Source organism: Microcoleus sp. S13_B4 (assembly GCF_036700885.1).
In the GTDB taxonomy this organism is placed as follows: Bacteria; Cyanobacteriota; Cyanobacteriia; order Cyanobacteriales; family Microcoleaceae; genus Microcoleus.
This window is the reverse complement of the sequence record NZ_JAUBPU010000034.1, coordinates 24,136-41,887: the sequence shown is the minus strand read 5'-3', so window position 1 is coordinate 41,887 and position 17,752 is coordinate 24,136. Positions and strand designations below refer to the sequence as shown.

Sequence of the window (17,752 nt, the reverse complement as noted above, 5' to 3'; positions counted from 1 at the left end):
ATCCAACAGAAAAGTAGATTTTAATCATGCTCAAAAACAGGCAAGATGCCTGTTCGACAAAGAGGGAATTTTATTGTGGGGCGGGCATCCTGCCCGCCCCTAAAAGGCTTATTAAGAATGTGCAAGATGTGAGTGCGATCGCACTTAACAAACTTACCGCAGCGGGACAAAGTTATAGCCAGTGCTTCCTCCTTGTTTAACTTGCACTAAAATCGGCTTACCAGCCCGATCGCCCGTGGGCAAAAACTTCACATCCTCGCTTGATCCCGGTGTTGAGAAATTCGGATTTCTGAGTGCTTGTTGCAAGCCTTCCCGCGTATTGCTTTGCCGCAAGCCAGCGATGACAGCTTGAGTCGCATCAAAACTCATTGCTGTCCGCCAATTTACTACTCCTCCCCAGCGCTGACTGGCATTTTTTGGGAAAGTGCTGCCGGGATTAGTTTCAGGATGCCAGGAAACAGCCAAAACAAGCCCGTCAATGTCTTTTTGCCCGTCTTTGAGCGTTTGAAAGGTGTAAAGAGTTGAACTGCCGTAAAGCGCCAATTTGCCTTGATTTGCACGGGCTAGATCGATGGCGCGATCGAGGCGCTCGATGTAGGGTGCTAGCATCAATCCTTCTGCTCCTTTGCTAACAGCATCGGCAATGGCATTGCTGGGATTAAATGTTGGCGCTGACAAGTCGCAGACAATAGGAACTAATCTGCCGGCTGATGCTGAAAGAGAGGCAATAAATTCATCCTTAAATGAAGCGCTGCCAGCAGCTTGAGAGTCGTAGCAGAAGGCAATATTGGCTTTGCCTGCTTGTTTGACGATATACTCTGCTAAAGGAGCAGTCGTCGAGCCACTATTTAGCACAGTCCGAAAAATATAGCTGCCAAAACCTGACAAATTATTCGTACTGCTGGTAGGTGTCACCATCACCAGTTTATTTTCCTGATAAATTGGAGCGGCCGCTAAAGACGCAGTGCTGTCATTGTGTCCGATTACCGCTAGAATTTTCTGGTCATTTGCTAATGCTGCTGCAACTTCTTTGGCAACTTCTGGACGGTTATTGTCATTGACAATTTCCACTTGCAAACCGACACCGTTAATTCCTCCCCTAGCGTTGATTTCATCTTGAGCTTGGGCGACACCTCGGAGGATTTCTTGGGCGATGTTGGGGTTGCTGCCGCTCGGCACGCTGACGGCAATTTTCAGAGAAGTGCGATCGCTTACTCTCGCATTATTCAAATAGATTACCGTTTCCGGATCGTTGCGATTTTGTTGCAGCGAAGCCTGAAATTTTTGAACAGCTTCTTTGTAATCTCCTTTGGCAAAAGCTGTAACGCCTGCTTGCTTTTCGGCTGTTGTTTGCGATGTCAGCAATATCTGATTTCCTAAACTCATGCGAGTTGCGATCGCACCCGATGGACTCGTTCCCGATGGACTCGTTCCCGATGTAGGTGTATCTGAACTTTTGGATGCGAATAAACCGGGAAGTAATTTGTATGCGCCAAACCCAATTAAGCCGAAAATGATTATAAAAACAATGGGTGGCGGACTTTTTCTTTTGTTAGTATCTTGATACATGATTTTTTCTCCTTATTTTGATATTGTTTGGAGGCTCTTCCTCCGGGTACGCATTCCCTGGCAGAGCCTGGGAACAAGAATAATTAGTCCGATCGCACGAAAGCAAACTTACCGCAGCGGGACAAAGTTATAGCCAGTATTTCCTCCTAATTTAACTTGCACTAAAATCGGCTTCCCCGCCCGATCGCCCGTGGGCAAAAACCTCACTTCTTCGCTTGATCCTGCTGTCGAAAAACTCGCATTTCTGAGTGCTTGTTGCAATCCTTCCCGCGTATTGCTTTGCCGCAAGCCAGCGATGACAGCTTGAGTCGCATCAAAACTCGTTGCGGTTCGCCAATTCACAATTCCTCCCCAGCGGCGGCGGGCATTTTCTGGGAAAGGGCTGCCGGGATTGGTTTCTGGATGCCAAGGAACGGGCAATACTAAGCCGTTAACGTCGCTTTGCCCTTCTTTTAAAGTTTGAAAGGTGTAGAGCGTAGTGCTGCCGTATAGTGGCAATTTGCCTTGATTGATGCGAGCCAGAGAGATGGCACGATCGATGCGATCGATGTGGGGTGCTAGCATCAATGCTTGTGCTCCTTTGCTGACAGCATCGGCGAGGGCAACGTTGGGATTAAAAGAGGGTATTGAAAAGTCGCAAACAGTGGGAACTAATTTGCCACCAGCAGCAGTAAGAGAGGCAACAAATTCATCTTTAAATGATATGTTATCGGGTGCTTGGGAGTCATAACAAACCGCAATATTAGTTTGGCGTTCTGTTTTAACTACATATTCTGCTAAAGGAGCAGCCATGACGCTAATATTGGGGACTGTGCGAAATATGTAGCTGCCAAATCCAGAGAGATTATTGGCAAAGCTCGTCGGTGTCACCATTACCAGTTTTTCTTGCTGATATATCGGAGCAGCTTCGAGAGATGCGTTGCTAGCATTGTGTCCAATTACTGCTAATATATTCTGATCTTGTGCCAATGTCTTTGCAACTTCTCTGACCACTTCTGGACTGTTGTCATCGTTGACAATTTCTACTTGCAGTTTGGCGCCGTTGATGCCACCGCTAGTATTGATTTCATCCTGAGCTTGGGCGACTCCCCGGAGGATTTCTTGGGCGACATTGGGGTTGCTACCAATGGGGACGCTGACAGCAATTTTTAAGGGAGAACCTTTGGTGGCTGTGGCCTTATTCAAATAAATAATGGCATTATTCAAATAAATAATGGTTTCGGGATCGTTGCGATTTTGTTGCAGCGAATCCTGAAAATTTTTGACGGCTGCTTGGTAATCTCCCTTGACAAAAGCTTGAACGCCGGCTTGTTTTGCTGCTGTTGTTTGGGATGTCAGCAATATCTGATTTCCTAAACTGATGCGATTTGCTATCGCTCCCGATGTATCTGAGCTTTTTCCCTTGAATAAACCGGGAACGAACTTGTATGCGCCAAACGCAATTAAGCCGAGAATAATAAAAACAATAGGCGGCGGACTTTTTGTTTTGTTAGTATCTTGAGACATAATTTGTTCTTCTTATTGCGATATTGTTTGGTGTTTGGATGCAGAGCCTCCGGGTATTCCCAGGCAGAGCCTGGGAACGATAAAATAACCTACAATTCTCGGTCAATTCCTATTCTCCTTAACTGGTAAAACGTGCGGTTGATTGTACAAATTAAGTTCTAGCAGTCGGCGAGAAATCTCGTCGTCCAGCATCATGTTGTCGAGGTCTGCCGTCAGTTTTTCAGCCGGATTTTCCGATAATTCGACTAAGGCATTGGTTTGCAAGTAGCGCTTGTGGATAGATGACTGTGCCTCTTCAAATTGCGATTGCGCTGAATCGGTACTGACGCTGCCGTTCACTTTGGCAATATCCGCTAATGCCTCATTTACTTCTGACAAATCTTTGAGGTTTTGCAGTTCCATTTTGTAAGTTTCTAAACGCTGGCGTTCGCGATTCAATTTATCCTTATTTGCTATCAAAATTTGTTCGGATTGAGCAACTTGTCCTGCTAATGTTGGCAGCAATTTGTCAATGGCGATCGCTTTTCCCATCGCTAAACGTGCGGCTGCTTCATTGCCGTGATAATTAGCGAGAGTTGCCTGCTGTTCTAGTTGCATAAATTCTTGACGTTTGCTGTCATATTTCTGTTTTGCTTGTTGATAACTTGCAGAAATTTTGGCAACAGATTCAGTTAACTTAAGCACCGACTGCTGCATGGAGTGCAGCGATTCTTGGGCAACTTGCACCGCCATTTTGCTGTCAGATTCAGGGGACAATCCCCACAGCCAATTCCACACGGCTTTAAGTTTGTAACTGCCGCGATTGCCCAACAGCCCGTGAATTAATTTGAGTGCGGCCAGCGCCGCTATACCCAACACAATAAAAGCCGTCGGGTTGGGATTATTTTTCTGTGGTTTTTGTTGAGTCATTTGGCATTCTCCTTGATGAGTTTACTCGGCCATTTTTGGTGTGAATCGAGCAAGTTATGTCGGCGAAAAATATAGTTATCCAGCAGCCTCATGTTTGTGTTTGGAGTGATAACCAGAGAACACTGACACCAACTTGAATCAATTTCAATTGAATACTGTTAACATAATCAAACAAGCTACGCTGAAAGTCAATTCATATAATTCATTGATTGATCTCATAAAAGTCATATTCAAAAAAAATGTTGCAATTAACCCTTGTACTTCTACAACAGCCTGTTGCGATACAGCTATGGTAAATTCATCTGTTTTTGTGCAACTATAAATGGCATAGTCTTGTACCTCTAATTGTCTTAACTGTAAAGTTGCAGCATTTAATTGCTGAGTTCCCAGTTGCAGATAGACTCTGGCTTGAGAGGACAAGTTTTGGGGGCGATCAGATTTCCGCTGAGTCCGAGATCCTTAAGTTTAGTCAAAGATTGCAATGGTTTAATGTCGCTGATTTTATTGTTGCTGAGATTGAGTAAAGTCAGGTAAGTCAAGGATTGCAATGGTTTAATGTCGCTGATTAGATTGGTGCTGAGTTCGAGAAAAGTCAGGCTAGTCAAGGATTGTAAGGGTTGGATGTTGCTGATTTGATTGTTTATGAGTTGGAGATAATCCAGTTCAGTCAAGGATTGTAAGGGTTTGATGTCGCTGATTTTATTGTTGCTGAGGCAGAGATAAAACAGGTTAGTCAAGGGCTGCAAGGGTTTAATGTCACTGATTTTATTGTCCCTAATGACGAGCAAATTCAGGTTAGTCAAAGATTGCAAGGGTTTAATGTCACTAATTTGATTGTTGTCGAGGGAGAGTTCAGTCAGGTTAGTCAAAGATTGCAATGATTGAAGATCGTTGATTTCATTTCGGCTGAGGTCTAGTTCAGTCAGTTTAGTCAAAGATTCCAAGGGTTTGATGTCGCTGATGTCATTGTTATCGAGGTCTAGTTTTGTGAGACTTGAAAGTTTCTGATTAGCCGCATCGCACTCAGTAGTCTTAGATTTCCGCAACAACACTTCAACAGTATGTTTAGCTTCAGGACTCAGAGAAGCTTTTTCGCGACATCAATCACCAAATGTTTTGTTTGCGCTTTGCGTTTCTGCTGCTAAAACCGAAAGTCCATTTCCACATGATCCGAGACCGATCGCACTAAAAGCAACTACCACCATCAACCTTGACAAATTCACGTATTTCTGTATAACCATAAACGTCATAATCTTGCACCTCTAATTCTCTGAACAGTAAAGTTTTAGACAAAAAGCTTTCAGAGAGGACAACCGTCCTCTCTACAAAGTGCACAAATCAACTCAAATATCTAACAATTCACCAAATGCCGAATCAATATCAATCTCAGCAACAGCCACAGACTGAGAAACTGGTGAATGATTAGGAGACTCCGGTGACTTCACCGAATGCACTTTTGCTACTGGTGATTCGGCCACAGGTTCCACAACAACAGACTTAGATTTTTTGACATTAATTACAGGTGATTGTGCTCCATTTTCTCCATTTTTACTGGTTTCATTCCGCAGCAACATTGCCATCAAACCGTCCAGCAAACCCCCACTACCGCCATTACCATTGACTGTGACATCGGGAACAACGCGAACGCTACCATCCGAAACCGCTTGCATCAGTTGCAACAGCGTGTAACTCTGCGTACCCAAAGCGTTGACACCAACTTGATAAGCATCCGCTTTTGCTTGTCCCATCAGCCGAATCCCTTCTGCTTCACCACTTGCGTGTTCGATCGCAGCAGTTGCACTCAGTTGAGCAATTTTCACCCCTTGTTCTGCCGCCACCACCTGATTTTGAATGTTGGCGATCGCAGTTGCGCGCACCAATTCTTGACGCTGTGACTCTGAAATGCGCTGTACTTCGTAGGTTTTCTCCTGTTCCTGAGCAATTTTGCGATCGGTCAATGTTTGCATCAACTCTGGTGGTGGCGAAATCAAACCGATCAGGGTGTCCACAGCTTGCACGTCGTAGGCCCGCAGGGCTTGACGAACGTGTTCTGCCGCCTCTGCTTGGCGCTCGCTGCGCGCGATCAGAAAATCGAGTATTGTATATTCTTGAGAGGAATTGCGAAAATAATTGCCCACAATTGGACGCAGCACTTGGTCGATCAGATTTTGCATCGAACCTTGCCGCGAAATCACTCTCGGTGCATCCAAAGTACCGACATGAATGATTTGAAAAACTTCTAACTCAAATGTAAATCCATCAAAAGAAAGCAATTTCAGAGCACTTAATTTGGAGTCGTAGCCGTGTTCTCCGCTGAACCGCGTTGTGAAATTTAAAACTACGTCAGTAGTGGGAACAAGTTCTACTTTCATTACTTTTGTATTGATCGGATGTTTGCCTGGATAAAGCGGTTCGACCCACACGCCTTTATCGCCTTTATTGACAAGATTGCCGTGGGTAAAAGCGACGCCGCTTACATCTTGGTGCGATTTTCCCACATAGGAAATTACTACGCCTACATAGCCGATCGGCACTTCGGTCATTTTGACCTGTTCAACTTGCACAAACCAGGGATTCAGGTTCCAAGAACCGGATAAAATTACTTGTTCTTGCAAGCCCCTGCGCCCGCCACCCTTGATGAAAGATTGTGCTTTTTGGAAATTGTCGTGACCGGGAATTATCGGCCCGGCAATTTCACCTTCATCAATCGGAATCCCGTCTAGCACGTTCGCAATTCCCACGCGATCGGGATCAAGTTTGTATAGTTGAAGTTCCGCAGGTTCCATACCTTTTGCAGCGGCATTAGCTGAAGTAATTACCTCAAATACAGCCGTATTTATCCGATAAGTACCAGTTGTAATAATTGCTAGTTGCCGTCCTTTTTCTCCACCGTCGGTGAGGAATTTGCGGGCATTTTGGAAATTGTCGCAATCGACGACTTTGCCTAAAATGCGATCGGGAGGAATAGTGGCTCCGTCATTGGCAATAATTAAACCGATTTCATCTTGAGGAACGACAACAACTGGTTCTTTGCGAATGCTATATTGCCAGGGAAAATAACCAAAATGCCAGCCGGGAGGAAGGGTATCTGCTTGCAAACCTCCTTCGCCATCGAGAGCAATCAATCTACTGGATGGTAAGTTTTTGCTGGAGAATTTCTTGACTACAATTCCTACTTCTCGTTCGCCGATCGCAATTAATCCCAAAGTCCAGCCAATCTTGGGTATAAAGATGAAAACCAGGAACATTGCGCCGACGGGATAAATCCAAATCGGGATGCTAAACCCTTCTTCTGGCAATGGTTGGACTTCTTGGGGTTGCGGAGGTGGCGATTTGACTTGTGCAGAAGTTGGTGGGGCGATCGCGCCTGCTAGTGCGATCGTGGTTGCTACAGATACTGCCAAGGGTAAAAGTTTGCGAAGCCAACGTGATTTAGTCATAGTTTTTAACCTGTTTTAAGCTCAAATGTACTGAAAAGTTGTTAACTACAATCACTATTCAATAAATTTTTCTTGAAGTCAATTCATTAAAGTCATTAATTATGTTCATAAAAGTCATACCTTCAGTCCGGTAGTCCGGCAGGGAATTCATTCCCTGCCTCAAAGCTAAAGTCCTCTTAAGAGGACTGAAGAAAGAACTGATTAGTTATCGACCGGGGACTGAATACAGGAAGTTTAAACTCATTAGTCCTCTTAAGAGGACTTTAGCTATTAGCCTGGGGTTGAAACCCCAGGCGGACTAATAGGCAGATCCTGGAAACGAGTGTAATCACATAAATTTAACGTTGAAATACGACACTTAACAAAGTTAAAACCGTGTAACCAAACACGGCTTCAAATGTATATCTTCGTGAAGGTTTATAAGGATAAGAATTCCAAACGCGCAGTTTTCCATTAAAGCCGCGAGACGCTAAACTCAGCGAAACTTGACGATAATTTTCCAAAGTTCGCTGAAGCAATTGCCCGATTAAAATGCCTAAACTACGCATTCCCAGTTTCCAAGTGCGATAGCCGCAGCGCGAGTTTTGAGCAATCCAAAGTTCATCGGCGATCGCCAATAAGCTAAAAATAAACCGATACATTAGTAATAGCAGTTCTGTGACTAACTCTGGGCAGCGTAATTGTCTGAGAATTTGCAAGATTTCGGTAAATGGAACCGTCAAGAGGATGAAATACATACAGCTTGTCGATGCGAAGGCGCGGGCCAATAGCAAGCTCACTTGGTATATACCTGTGCGGCTCACATACAGATAAAAAGTGCCGATGCTAAGGCCCCAACCTTGCCAAATATCCCACTGAATCGCGGGGATACGATCGCCCGCAACCGCACCCATCGCCAAAGCAGGTAAACTTGTCAGCAAAAACATCAACGGTAGCGACAGCAACCGCAAATAGAGTTTCCCCGGAATACCCGCATAGATGACGATCCAGACAGCCAACCAAAGGCCGATCGACAATTCGACCATCGCCCCAGAAACTAGAGACAGAATTAAAAGGGCGATCGCAAATGATAACTTGTGAGATGGCGGCAACCCGCGCAAGCGATTGGTATAAGCCAGACTATCAATTTGATGGTTCATTCCGACGATTTATGATCAGACTGCTGCCGAGATTGCGATCGGCCTTTATACAACCCAATGACATACCCAACTACGCCAGCCCCCATCGCCGCTTGAGACGCAAACAATAGACTTGAAATTTCGCTGCTAGCGGGCTCAAATAAGTGATTGAACCAAGGTTTATAACCCGGTTGAATTTCCGTAATTGCTTTCTTAGCTTGGTCATCGGCACCGCCATATTCACCTCGCACAAAAACGAGAGGAAACACTGCCAGAACAATCACAGCGCCAGCCAAAAGCCAATTTTGCCGCGAAGTAGATTGGTGATTTTTTGTAGGTTTTTGATTCACGGCTTAGGACTCCTGTCTCAATAATTTCAAAGTTTCCAACTCCGGCTTCCCGTAAGAATGCAGCCAATTCCAGACCAATACAGTCAGCAATCCCTCACTAATAGCCAGCGGTACTTGAGTGATAGCAAAGATGCCAGCAAACTTGAGAAACGAAGCCATAAAACCGCCACTTGCTGCCGGAAAAGCTAATGCTAATTGAATCGAAGTCGTCACATAAGTCAGCAAATCTGCCAAAGCCGCCGCACAAAAAATTGCCGCCCTCTGGCTACCAGTTCGCAACAGCAATTGATAGATAAAATACGCAGCGAAAGGGCCGACAATCGCCATCGAAAACATATTCGCTCCCAGCGTTGTCAAGCCACCATGCGCTAACAGTAACGTTTGAAACAGCAGAACTAAAGCCCCCAGTACCGCCATCACCGAAGGACCGAACAAAATTGCACCCAAACCAGTACCCGTCGGGTGAGAACAACTGCCCGTTACCGAGGGAATTTTTAAAGCAGAAAGCACAAAAGTAAACGCACCCGCCAAAGCAAGCAATAGTTTAAGTTCCGGGTGTTCTTTTGTAATGCTAGTAATCGATCGCAAACCTACTGCAAAAAAAGGCAACGCCACCATCCACCAAAATGCAGCCCATTGCACCGGCAAAAAACCTTCCGAAATGTGCATAGCTGCGGCAGGCGTTGCCGAACCCAAGACAATATAACAACTCAAGCCAGCCATCAATCCCAAGCTGACCAATTTCCGATTTCTGGTCTTCACACTGAACCTCGCAGATGAGACTATGTAAACTAACACATCGGCGGGCATCCTGACTCAGAAAGCGACATGACTCTCATTACAGTTGCGGGACAGCGCCGGACTTGCACCGAACTTTCCCCGTTTCCTCTAACGGCTGCTCCCCATTAGAACCGACTGGTTAGACATAGTTTAGTCGATCGCGTAAGTCTCAGCAAATCTTTTACAAAAATTCATTTAGATTAACTCAGTCGAGATTACCTATCTTCTTCGTTATATTTTTTCTCTTCCTTCGCGTCGTTCGCGCCTTCGCGGGTGGTTAAATAAATATTCTTTTAGTATTTACAAAGTAGTTTGTAGCCAGATAAACAAGTATCGCAAAACAAGTAAAGGCTATAATCTTAGTGAGTTTTGAGGAAAGTCGCCATGTTAGATTACAAGTTTCCGAGGCACTGGCCCTCAGCCGATGAACTACCCGACTCTGATGAAACGCCTGTGGATAACGAACTGCAAGAACTAATACCAGGGTTGTTAAAAGCAATATTGCTCATACTTTGGGCAGAACGCATGGACTGGTTTTTTGGCATAGATATGGGTATCTACTATCACCCCGACAAACCTGCCATTGTGCCAGATGCTTTCTTGAGTTTAGGTGTAGAAAGGTTTTATGATGAAGAATTGCGCCCCAGTTACGTGCTGTGGGATGAAAATGTTCTGCCGACTTTTGTGCTGGAAGTAGTTTCCCCAACTTATCGCAAAGAATACACCACAAAGTTAGAGGAATATCAAGCTTTAGGCGTACTTTATTACGTCATTTATTCTTCTCGCCGCCGTCGTAAACCTCATTTGGAAATACACAAGTTAGTCAATGGGAAGTACGAGTTACAGCCAGGACATCCAGTTTGGATGCCTGAAATTGGTTTAGGGATTGGTTGTGAAAGGGGAAGTTATTCTGGGGTGACAAGGGAGTGGTTGTATTGGTATGATGCCGATGGAAAACGTTATCTGACTCCTGAAGAACAGGTGAAAGAATCAGCCCAGCGCGCCCAACAGGAATCGCAACGCGCCCAACAGGAATCGCAGCGCGCCCAACAGGAATCGCAGCGCGCCGATCGACTGGCTGAACGTTCTGATCGATTGTCTCAGCGATTGCGGGAGTTGGGGATAGATCCTGATAATCTGAGTTGATGGCAATCAAGAGTACCAGACTGACCGACTCTAGACGCTCAGAAGCCGGGTTTTTCAACAGAGATCGATCGTCCTCAACGAAAGATTTTCTGGAAAAAACCCGGTTTCTGCATCCAAGAATGTGTGAATATTTATCGCAAAAATCAGGAAAGATCGAGCTAGATTTGGGAAAAACAGAGAGTTGGACGGCAAACATTGAGATTCAGCTCGAAAAGATGAAAATTAGGAGAGGGTATTAAATAATGGTCATGGATGTGCGTTCTTACGATGTCATCTGTTTTGGTGATGAAGTTCCTGGAGTTCTAGCTGTTATCTCTGCTTCCAGAGAATACCTTCGCCGAACAAAGCGTTATCCGCGAATTCTACTGATGTCGAAAGCAAGCTTGCAAGAAGGAATTGGCGGGCATTTGGTAAGAGGCGGTCTTGCTTATTTAGATAGAAGTCAGATTAGTGAACAACTTCAACAATCTTTAAAGTTAGATCCCTTTGGTTCACCGGCGACAATCTATAAAGAGTTCCTGCAAAAATCCGGTGTCACCGCAATTGCACTTGACCCCCGCAAAGCCAGTGCAGCGCTGAAAGAAATGCTGGTACAAGCTGGGGCAGATCTCCTCAGCAAAGTAGAAATTCAATCAGTCACTAAAGAAGGCCAAAAAATTGCCAGCATAACCACCTCTAAAGGCGTAGTTTATGCCGGAAAGCAATTTATTGATGCCACTGTCAATGCCGAATTAGCTCAAGCTGCTGGTGTGAGAAAGCTGAAGGGATTTGAAACATTTGGTCTGCCTAAGTCAGAACTTCCAGTCACCCTCGTTTTTGAAACCCAAGGACTCAGTGCAAGAACACTGAAAGAATTCGATTATCTGTATCTAAAACGGTTCACAAACCTGGCAGATTCAGAGAGTCAAAAATTTTTGCTGTACGCTGCAGACAAGGATGCCCAACTAGCAGAAGAACTTAGGCGAGAAATGATCGACACCCAAGGCAATGTCAAAACTCTGTGGGCGGGCAATGATTACATCGATGTACGCTCGCCGGCTTTGTCTGTAGCTTACCACTCTTTTAGAGGAATAAAACTATCTTTTCGTGAAAGCGGCGTAATTTTAGACGAGGGAAATATAGCCATACTTCCAAATGATAGACTTTCCTGGAATGCGCTTTTATTTGCAGTCACCAGCAGCGAAGCGGAAGCCTTAGCGAGAAGCGGCAGCAAACCCACGGCTAATATGCAAAGAGAGATGTTATTTGTTACAACTTGGCTGAGGAGTTTGGGCGCTACTTCTGTTACTTATGCCTCAGAAATTTATATCAGACACGCTGGCAATGTGACGGGAGTTGTAGAACCTTTAACCGGCGCACAAATGCTGTTAGGTGGCGTACCTGCTAATGAGGCGCTGGCAACATTTAGCTATCATTTTGATGTACGCGGAGGCATCCCAGGTATTGGCGAGAAAGCAAACAGTCTAGGATGGTTTAAAAGTCTGAGTTTTAAACACCCTATCTTTAATGTTGGCATCCGCCACGCATTAATTAAAAACGTTCCTAACCTGGCAGTGGTCAGTCCGTGTGCTGGATTTCAAGGGTTTGCTTGTTCTGTCGGCAGAATTGTGGAATTCAACGCCGCAGTTGGTCAAGGTGTGGGTATCGCTGCGGTTAATGCAATTCTAAATAACAAAAATCTAGCCGATGTATCTAACCGAGAAGTGAGACAAGTTCTCGCTGAAACAGGTCAGTTACCTAAAATTTTTGGAACTCCAAATAATGGTGATGCAATGCTATTGGCGCAATTCGAGACTCTTGCCAGTTCGGATGCTATTGCGTAATATCAATTTCAATAAACAATGCAATAGTAGGTTTGGTCGGGGGAACGAAACTCAACACAACAGTTTTTAGCAAGAAATGAGTAAAAATGCTATTAATATTATGTCCCCTCAAACGACAACAATCACGTTGGTTTGTAATGACGAATTTAATCCTGATAAAATTCTGAGGACTTCCGTCGTCACTACAAACATATAACGGTGATTTTACCGGAAATTATATAATACCTCGATCGCCTGCACCGAATTATTGTGCTGCGTGGCACTAACCGGTTAAACAACTATTCAACTTGAGACTTCGCTTGATTTTTCCAGCTTGGTTTCCCGCACAAACAAGAAAAGTGGGAAAGCACATGAAAACGAAACAAGCACACCCAGAAGTATGTACAGCCCTACAAAACTTATATCCCATCGTTTTGACTCAGCGTACATCCAAGTGCTGCCTGCTACAGTTGCGATAAACAAATCTAAACTTACCGATTTCGCAGCAAGATTAGTCGAACTCTCGTTTACAAAGTCGAGCAAGCCAGCATTGCTAAAAAACTGCAAGTTATAGTACCAAGGCAGCACAAGGCCCAGAATTGTTAGGATGAGGTAAATGATTCGCTTAACGCTCATAATTACCCTACGTGTTGGTTGATCCACTGTATTAGCCTACTCGCTAACAACCAATCCTTACTTCTTCTGCGGGCACTTCGGATGAATCCCCCCCTGCAAACAAATGTAAGCAATTTGACTTTTATCTAAATTCTTAGCCTCCGTAAAATCAACTCCTAGGAATCGACCCGATTTACTCCCCGTCGGACTTTGAATAAATTGATCCGGAGCTGTTTTCCCCAGAAACACAGCGCCTTTAAAATTCGCGCCCGCTAAATTCGCGCCCCTAAAATCAACCGAACTCACCTCCGCATTCCGAAAATTCGCATCTTGCAAGCGAGCATCTTTTAAATTCACGTTGGCGAGTTTAGTTGAACTCAAGTCGGCATTTTGTAAGTTAGCGCCGCTCAAATCAGCACCGGACAAATCAGCACCTTGCCATTCAGATTTAGACAAATTTGTCAAGGACAACTGAGCGCCTTGAGCCTTCACTTTGGCCAAACGGGCACCTGACAAATCCGCTCCCGACAAATTAGCGCTTCCGATATCTGCACCAGTAAAACTTGCATTTTTTAACTGTGCTTCCTGCAAATTGGCGCCGATTAAAATAGCACTGCTGAAATTAGCTGAGTTCAAATTGCCGTTTGACAAATTAGCTTTGTTCATGACAGCGCGCACAAAAGTAGTCCGGTTCATTACAGCACTGTTCAAAAACGCCCCGGTCAAATTTACTCCTTCCAAATTAGCGCCGCTCAAGTCAGAAATCCAATCGTCAAATGTAGCCGGACGCCTGTCTTCGCCGGTGCCGTAAAAGCGAGATCCCTGCAAGCTGGCATTGGTTAAATTGGCATTTTTCAGCTTAATTCCCGACAAGTCAACTTTGTTTAATACTAAAGTAAACTGAGACGGACCGGCAGGACTTTGAGCTAAATCGGTGCGGCTGAGATCCGCGCCGTTGAGTTGGCTGCTATACACTGTGAGAATTTTGCCGATCGCCCTTTGTACTGTTCGCTGGCGGGCGGCCGCTAAGTCACGTTCCGGGGCCTTGCCGCCAAAGCGCAGTGAATCGAGGTCGTTGCTGAGGGCTTGGTTCAACCGCTGCAACTCAGGCAAAGCTTTCGGCCCGCTACTGACTAAAGCTTGCTGGATCGCGTCCAGCATGGCGCGGTTGTCTTCTTGAGCTAGCAAATCCGCTAGCAGAGGTACGGCGCGGGAGTCTTCCACCGCCCCCAAAGCCAAAATAGCCGATCGCCTGCCCGATGCCCCGCTAGCCGATGTGGGAGACAATTTGCTCACTAAAGCTACAAATAATTGGTCGTTCCGCTGCCGGGAATCCCGCATATTTGCTTGACTTTGAGTGTAGATGAGAGTGCCGACAAACAAAGTTAAAATCAATCCCGCGCTACCGATGGTAACTATCACTAAAGTTGTGCCCGGGTGTTGGCGCATCCAATTCCACAAACTGCGATTTACTTTCAGGCCGCTTTGCGGAGTCACAACCAAAGCCGCAATCTGCGCGTCTTCCTCTGTCCAATCTTGAGTCTGGACAGGATTGTCAGACAGTTGATTCGATCGAGCGTTGACGACCAAAGTATTCGCGAGGCGATCGTGTCCGGATTGCCGTTTGTAACGCCATGCAACAGCGCCGTCTGCGAGCACTGCCAAGCCGCTCAACCCCCCTAAAATCAGCAAATCAGGAAACGCGCCGCTCAAGCGCCAAATGCCGTAAGCGACGCCCAGAGGCACTCCCCAGCGCCCCAAACTTTCGCGAATTAGCACTTGCCCAAAACCCGGAGGAGTACCCGACGCTGTGACAACTTTGACCCCAAACCAGCGTTTGGGGGTAGTTTGACCGGTTCTGGCGAGCAAAAACAGTTGCCAGCCCGCTAAAACTGCCGGTGCCAGCAGCGCCCCTGACCAGAAGAGATTAGTTAGGGGTGCGACTCTGGGGCTGCGATCGCGCACGGGTATGCCCAAAGTACGGGCGACGGTTTCGGATGCTGCTGCTACTGAGGAATTGAGCGGCACGGTTTGAGATTCCTTGTTCACCAATGCCCCGATACTGAAGGGAACGAGGGCGCTGGCCGCAATTAACGAAATTTCCACGGCCCAAGCGCCGCACCTGCGAACCAGCAGTGGCATTTGCTTGGATTGTGTTGGCCAAGACGGATCGGGTTGATTGATGCCGCTGGGCGCGGTGGGGTTAGCCATATTTAGAAATTCCTATTATTTGTCGTTAGTATTTGAGGACTGGGGGGAAATTGCCAATTTATACGCTATGTAGATTAGCACTCCGAGAACGGCAAGAGTCATCAGCGCTGAAATTAGCTGTACGACGCTATTGAAGACTGTCAGGACAATTATCGCTCCGACGGCAAAGGCTGCCACCTGCCCCGGTTTAGGGAGTCTTTGAAACTTGTCCAGTAATTGATTGTATAAGGTTCCGACGGCCTGATAGCTGCCTGGATTTTGTGTGATGAGTGGCGATCGTTCTACTTTAGCTTTTAGTTCTCCGATCGCTTGCTGCCAATTGAAGTTATTTTGAGGATTCATAAAAAAATTCAGTAGTTATTTTAGATTAATGTGTTTGGAACCGCCATTATCCCCTACCGTCAAAGAACTAGAACCAAATGCCATTGTGTGAGGAAACATGAAGATCCATTATCCGGGCGATCGCGGCAAACTGTGGTTTAGCCTGATCGTGACCGTAGCCTTGGCAATGATTTTAGCGGATGCCGGTGCCCTTCGGAGCCAACCGCTACAAATTGCTCCGGGATTTCCCGAACCGCTGGGAGTTTCTGGAGTTTCCGGCGGCCCGAACAATAGCGGCGACTGCGGTTTTGTGTCCCAAGCACCGAACCACGTCATTGAAGTAACGCAGGATTTGCCTTACTGGCGGATTGCGGTACAAACCGCTGGAGCTCCGAGTTTGATGATTCAGGGGCCGAGGGGGCGTTTCTGCGTCCTGCCGGCGAATGCTGCTGCGGGGAATGTAGAATTTTCCGGTTATGGGGACAAGGGGACTTATGTTATTTTTGTGGGCGATCGATCTCAAGGTCAACACCCTTACTCTCTCTCTATTTCCCAAAAGCGAAATTAACAAGACAAGGGGATTAGGAGGCTTGCTGTGAGAAAATGGCTTTTTTGCGATCGTCAAGAAGCCTGCTTTTTAACAGCCCGTGCGTTAACTAGGGATTTCCTATCAATTTTGTATTTGGTCTTTAACCCACTTCCGAAACAATCTGAGAGTTTGACTCGTGCCCGCTGTTTGGCTTTGTTCGCAATATTGAGAGATAGCTTCAATAATTGGCAGATTGGGAAAAGTCGGACTAATTTCCGATGCAACATATTTCCCATCTTGAAGCACATTAATCTGAAGCTTCTTATTTTCATAGCGCCATATTTCAGGTACCCCCAGCGCCTCGTAAGCGTCCAGTTGAGTCTTGGAAGTTAGATCAACTTCAATTGCTAAGTCAGGCGGCGGATCGATGGTTAAGTCTATCCGCTTTTTACCAATCATTAAAGCGTAATTCTGAATGTAAAAGCAGTTGTCAGGTTCAATTCCTTGTAACATACTTTTTCGCTTAAAAGTCGTCGAACCAAAGGGTTCAAAGTCGATTTCTAGTTCCTCAAACAAAATTTTCACTAAATAGCCAATAATGATTTTAGCTTTCTCATGTTCTGGTAGTGGCATCCTAATCTCCAAAGTTCCTTGACTGTAAGCTATTCTAGAGCCACGGTGTTCTCCCAACTCTTCTAAAATTGCTTCAAATTCCTGCCAGTTGACATCATGGAACAGCACTCTATGTCCTGGGGGTACACTGATTTGTCTTAATTGCAGAGTTACCATTTCAACCTCCGATTTGTTTAAGTTATAGAGCTAAAAACCTGCTCAACAGTCAGATTAATTTCCCCGAAGGCAGACGAAATAATCATATCGCCCTCTCGGAACTGGCTAACCTGGTACTCCCCATCAACCAACTGGTAAATCGAGACAGTAGGTTGTTTGGGATTACCGATGAAGCGCCGGCCACCCAAAGCAGCATAGTCAACAACCCAGTATTCCGGGATACCCAATCTTTCATACTCAGCCACTTTTACCAGGTAATCATCTTGCCAGTTAGTGCTAACCACTTCGACAACAAGCTTGACAGAGCTACCTTGAGAAATAACGGATGATTTTTTCCAGAGTGGCTCTGAAATTAAGGCTGTTTTGTCTAAGACTATGAGATCAGGCTGGTAGCCCGTGGTCGTTTCGGGAGGTCTGACAAAATAAGTTGACGGTGTTACATAAGGAAGATTTAAACGGTCAATTTCTACGTTAATTTTTCGGGTGAGAAAACCTGTAACTTCCTCATGCTCGCCATTTGGGTTCATCTCAACTATTACTCCATTGCGTAGCTCGAAACGTCCTTTTCCATCTGGATACCATCCTAAAAATTCTTCAAATGTTATCGATTTGATTATGGTTTGAATCATTAAAAATTCTCCGTTTATATAACCATTAATAGTTTTTA

General features: G+C 45.5%; 16 protein-coding genes and 1 riboswitch. Of the genes, 3 read left to right on the top strand and 13 right to left on the bottom strand.

The window, feature by feature from the left end; translation table 11 throughout:
• Positions 1-153: 153 nt before the first annotated feature.
• From QT994_RS17815 to QT994_RS17780, 8 genes are all read right to left on the bottom strand, one after another.
• Positions 154-1,569 carry an ABC transporter substrate-binding protein gene (locus QT994_RS17815; protein ID WP_333048600.1) on the bottom strand — a complete coding sequence of 472 codons (1,416 nt, stop codon included), beginning with the start codon at positions 1,567-1,569 and terminating at the stop codon, positions 154-156.
• Between the two features lie 108 nt (positions 1,570-1,677).
• Positions 1,678-3,075 (bottom strand): ABC transporter substrate-binding protein, encoded by a 1,398-nt coding sequence (locus QT994_RS17810; protein ID WP_333048601.1) that lies wholly within the window; start codon positions 3,073-3,075, stop codon positions 1,678-1,680.
• Positions 3,076-3,177: 102 nt separating this feature from the next.
• Positions 3,178-3,984 (bottom strand): PspA/IM30 family protein, encoded by an 807-nt coding sequence (locus QT994_RS17805; RefSeq protein WP_333048602.1) that lies wholly within the window; start codon positions 3,982-3,984, stop codon positions 3,178-3,180.
• A 371-nt stretch (positions 3,985-4,355) separates the two neighbouring features.
• Positions 4,356-5,030: a leucine-rich repeat domain-containing protein gene (locus tag QT994_RS17800; protein ID WP_333176616.1), complete on the bottom strand. Its 675-nt coding sequence runs from the start codon at positions 5,028-5,030 to the stop codon at positions 4,356-4,358.
• A gap of 297 nt (positions 5,031-5,327) precedes the next feature.
• Entirely contained in the window at positions 5,328-7,424 is a 2,097-nt protein-coding gene (locus tag QT994_RS17795) for an SPFH domain-containing protein (RefSeq protein ID WP_333176613.1), read from the bottom strand.
• Between the two features lie 338 nt (positions 7,425-7,762).
• Positions 7,763-8,563 (bottom strand): cobalt ECF transporter T component CbiQ, encoded by an 801-nt coding sequence (gene cbiQ, locus QT994_RS17790; protein ID WP_333176611.1) that lies wholly within the window; start codon positions 8,561-8,563, stop codon positions 7,763-7,765.
• Positions 8,560-8,892 carry an energy-coupling factor ABC transporter substrate-binding protein gene (locus QT994_RS17785; protein WP_333176609.1) on the bottom strand — a complete coding sequence of 111 codons (333 nt, stop codon included), beginning with the start codon at positions 8,890-8,892 and terminating at the stop codon, positions 8,560-8,562. The genes cbiQ and QT994_RS17785 overlap by 4 nt, the downstream gene beginning before the upstream one ends.
• A gap of 3 nt (positions 8,893-8,895) precedes the next feature.
• A complete protein-coding gene (locus tag QT994_RS17780; RefSeq protein ID WP_333176651.1) occupies positions 8,896-9,615 on the bottom strand; it encodes an energy-coupling factor ABC transporter permease in 720 nt (239 codons plus the stop codon).
• A gap of 61 nt (positions 9,616-9,676) precedes the next feature.
• Positions 9,677-9,823, bottom strand: a riboswitch (cobalamin riboswitch).
• Positions 9,824-10,056: 233 nt separating this feature from the next.
• Here QT994_RS17780 and QT994_RS17775 point away from each other — a divergent pair.
• Positions 10,057-10,818 carry a Uma2 family endonuclease gene (locus QT994_RS17775; protein WP_333176606.1) on the top strand — a complete coding sequence of 254 codons (762 nt, stop codon included), beginning with the start codon at positions 10,057-10,059 and terminating at the stop codon, positions 10,816-10,818.
• A gap of 248 nt (positions 10,819-11,066) precedes the next feature.
• The gene (locus QT994_RS17770; protein ID WP_333176604.1) at positions 11,067-12,641 is read left to right on the top strand and encodes an FAD-dependent oxidoreductase; all 1,575 of its coding nucleotides are present in this window, start codon (positions 11,067-11,069) and stop codon (positions 12,639-12,641) included.
• A gap of 282 nt (positions 12,642-12,923) precedes the next feature.
• Here the strand turns inward: QT994_RS17770 and QT994_RS17765 are convergent, their stop codons facing one another.
• The 3 genes from QT994_RS17765 to QT994_RS17755 are packed head-to-tail and all read right to left on the bottom strand — an operon-like array spanning position 12,924 to position 15,788.
• Positions 12,924-13,256 carry a DUF2834 domain-containing protein gene (locus tag QT994_RS17765; protein ID WP_333176600.1) on the bottom strand — a complete coding sequence of 111 codons (333 nt, stop codon included), beginning with the start codon at positions 13,254-13,256 and terminating at the stop codon, positions 12,924-12,926.
• A 57-nt stretch (positions 13,257-13,313) separates the two neighbouring features.
• Positions 13,314-15,446: a pentapeptide repeat-containing protein gene (locus QT994_RS17760; RefSeq protein WP_333176599.1), complete on the bottom strand. Its 2,133-nt coding sequence runs from the start codon at positions 15,444-15,446 to the stop codon at positions 13,314-13,316.
• Between the two features lie 15 nt (positions 15,447-15,461).
• Positions 15,462-15,788: a hypothetical protein gene (locus QT994_RS17755; RefSeq protein WP_333176596.1), complete on the bottom strand. Its 327-nt coding sequence runs from the start codon at positions 15,786-15,788 to the stop codon at positions 15,462-15,464.
• Between the two features lie 97 nt (positions 15,789-15,885).
• Between QT994_RS17755 and QT994_RS17750 the strand changes: the two genes are divergently transcribed.
• Positions 15,886-16,335, top strand: a complete 450-nt coding sequence (locus tag QT994_RS17750) for a hypothetical protein (RefSeq protein ID WP_333047096.1) — start codon at positions 15,886-15,888, stop codon at positions 16,333-16,335.
• 102 nt (positions 16,336-16,437) lie between these two features.
• On the opposite strand, the gene QT994_RS17745 is transcribed toward QT994_RS17750, so the two are convergent.
• Both QT994_RS17745 and QT994_RS17740 read right to left on the bottom strand, forming a co-directional pair.
• Positions 16,438-17,085: a Uma2 family endonuclease gene (locus tag QT994_RS17745; RefSeq protein WP_333176593.1), complete on the bottom strand. Its 648-nt coding sequence runs from the start codon at positions 17,083-17,085 to the stop codon at positions 16,438-16,440.
• A gap of 17 nt (positions 17,086-17,102) precedes the next feature.
• Positions 17,103-17,714 carry a Uma2 family endonuclease gene (locus QT994_RS17740; RefSeq protein WP_333176591.1) on the bottom strand — a complete coding sequence of 204 codons (612 nt, stop codon included), beginning with the start codon at positions 17,712-17,714 and terminating at the stop codon, positions 17,103-17,105.
• Positions 17,715-17,752: the final 38 nt, after the last annotated feature.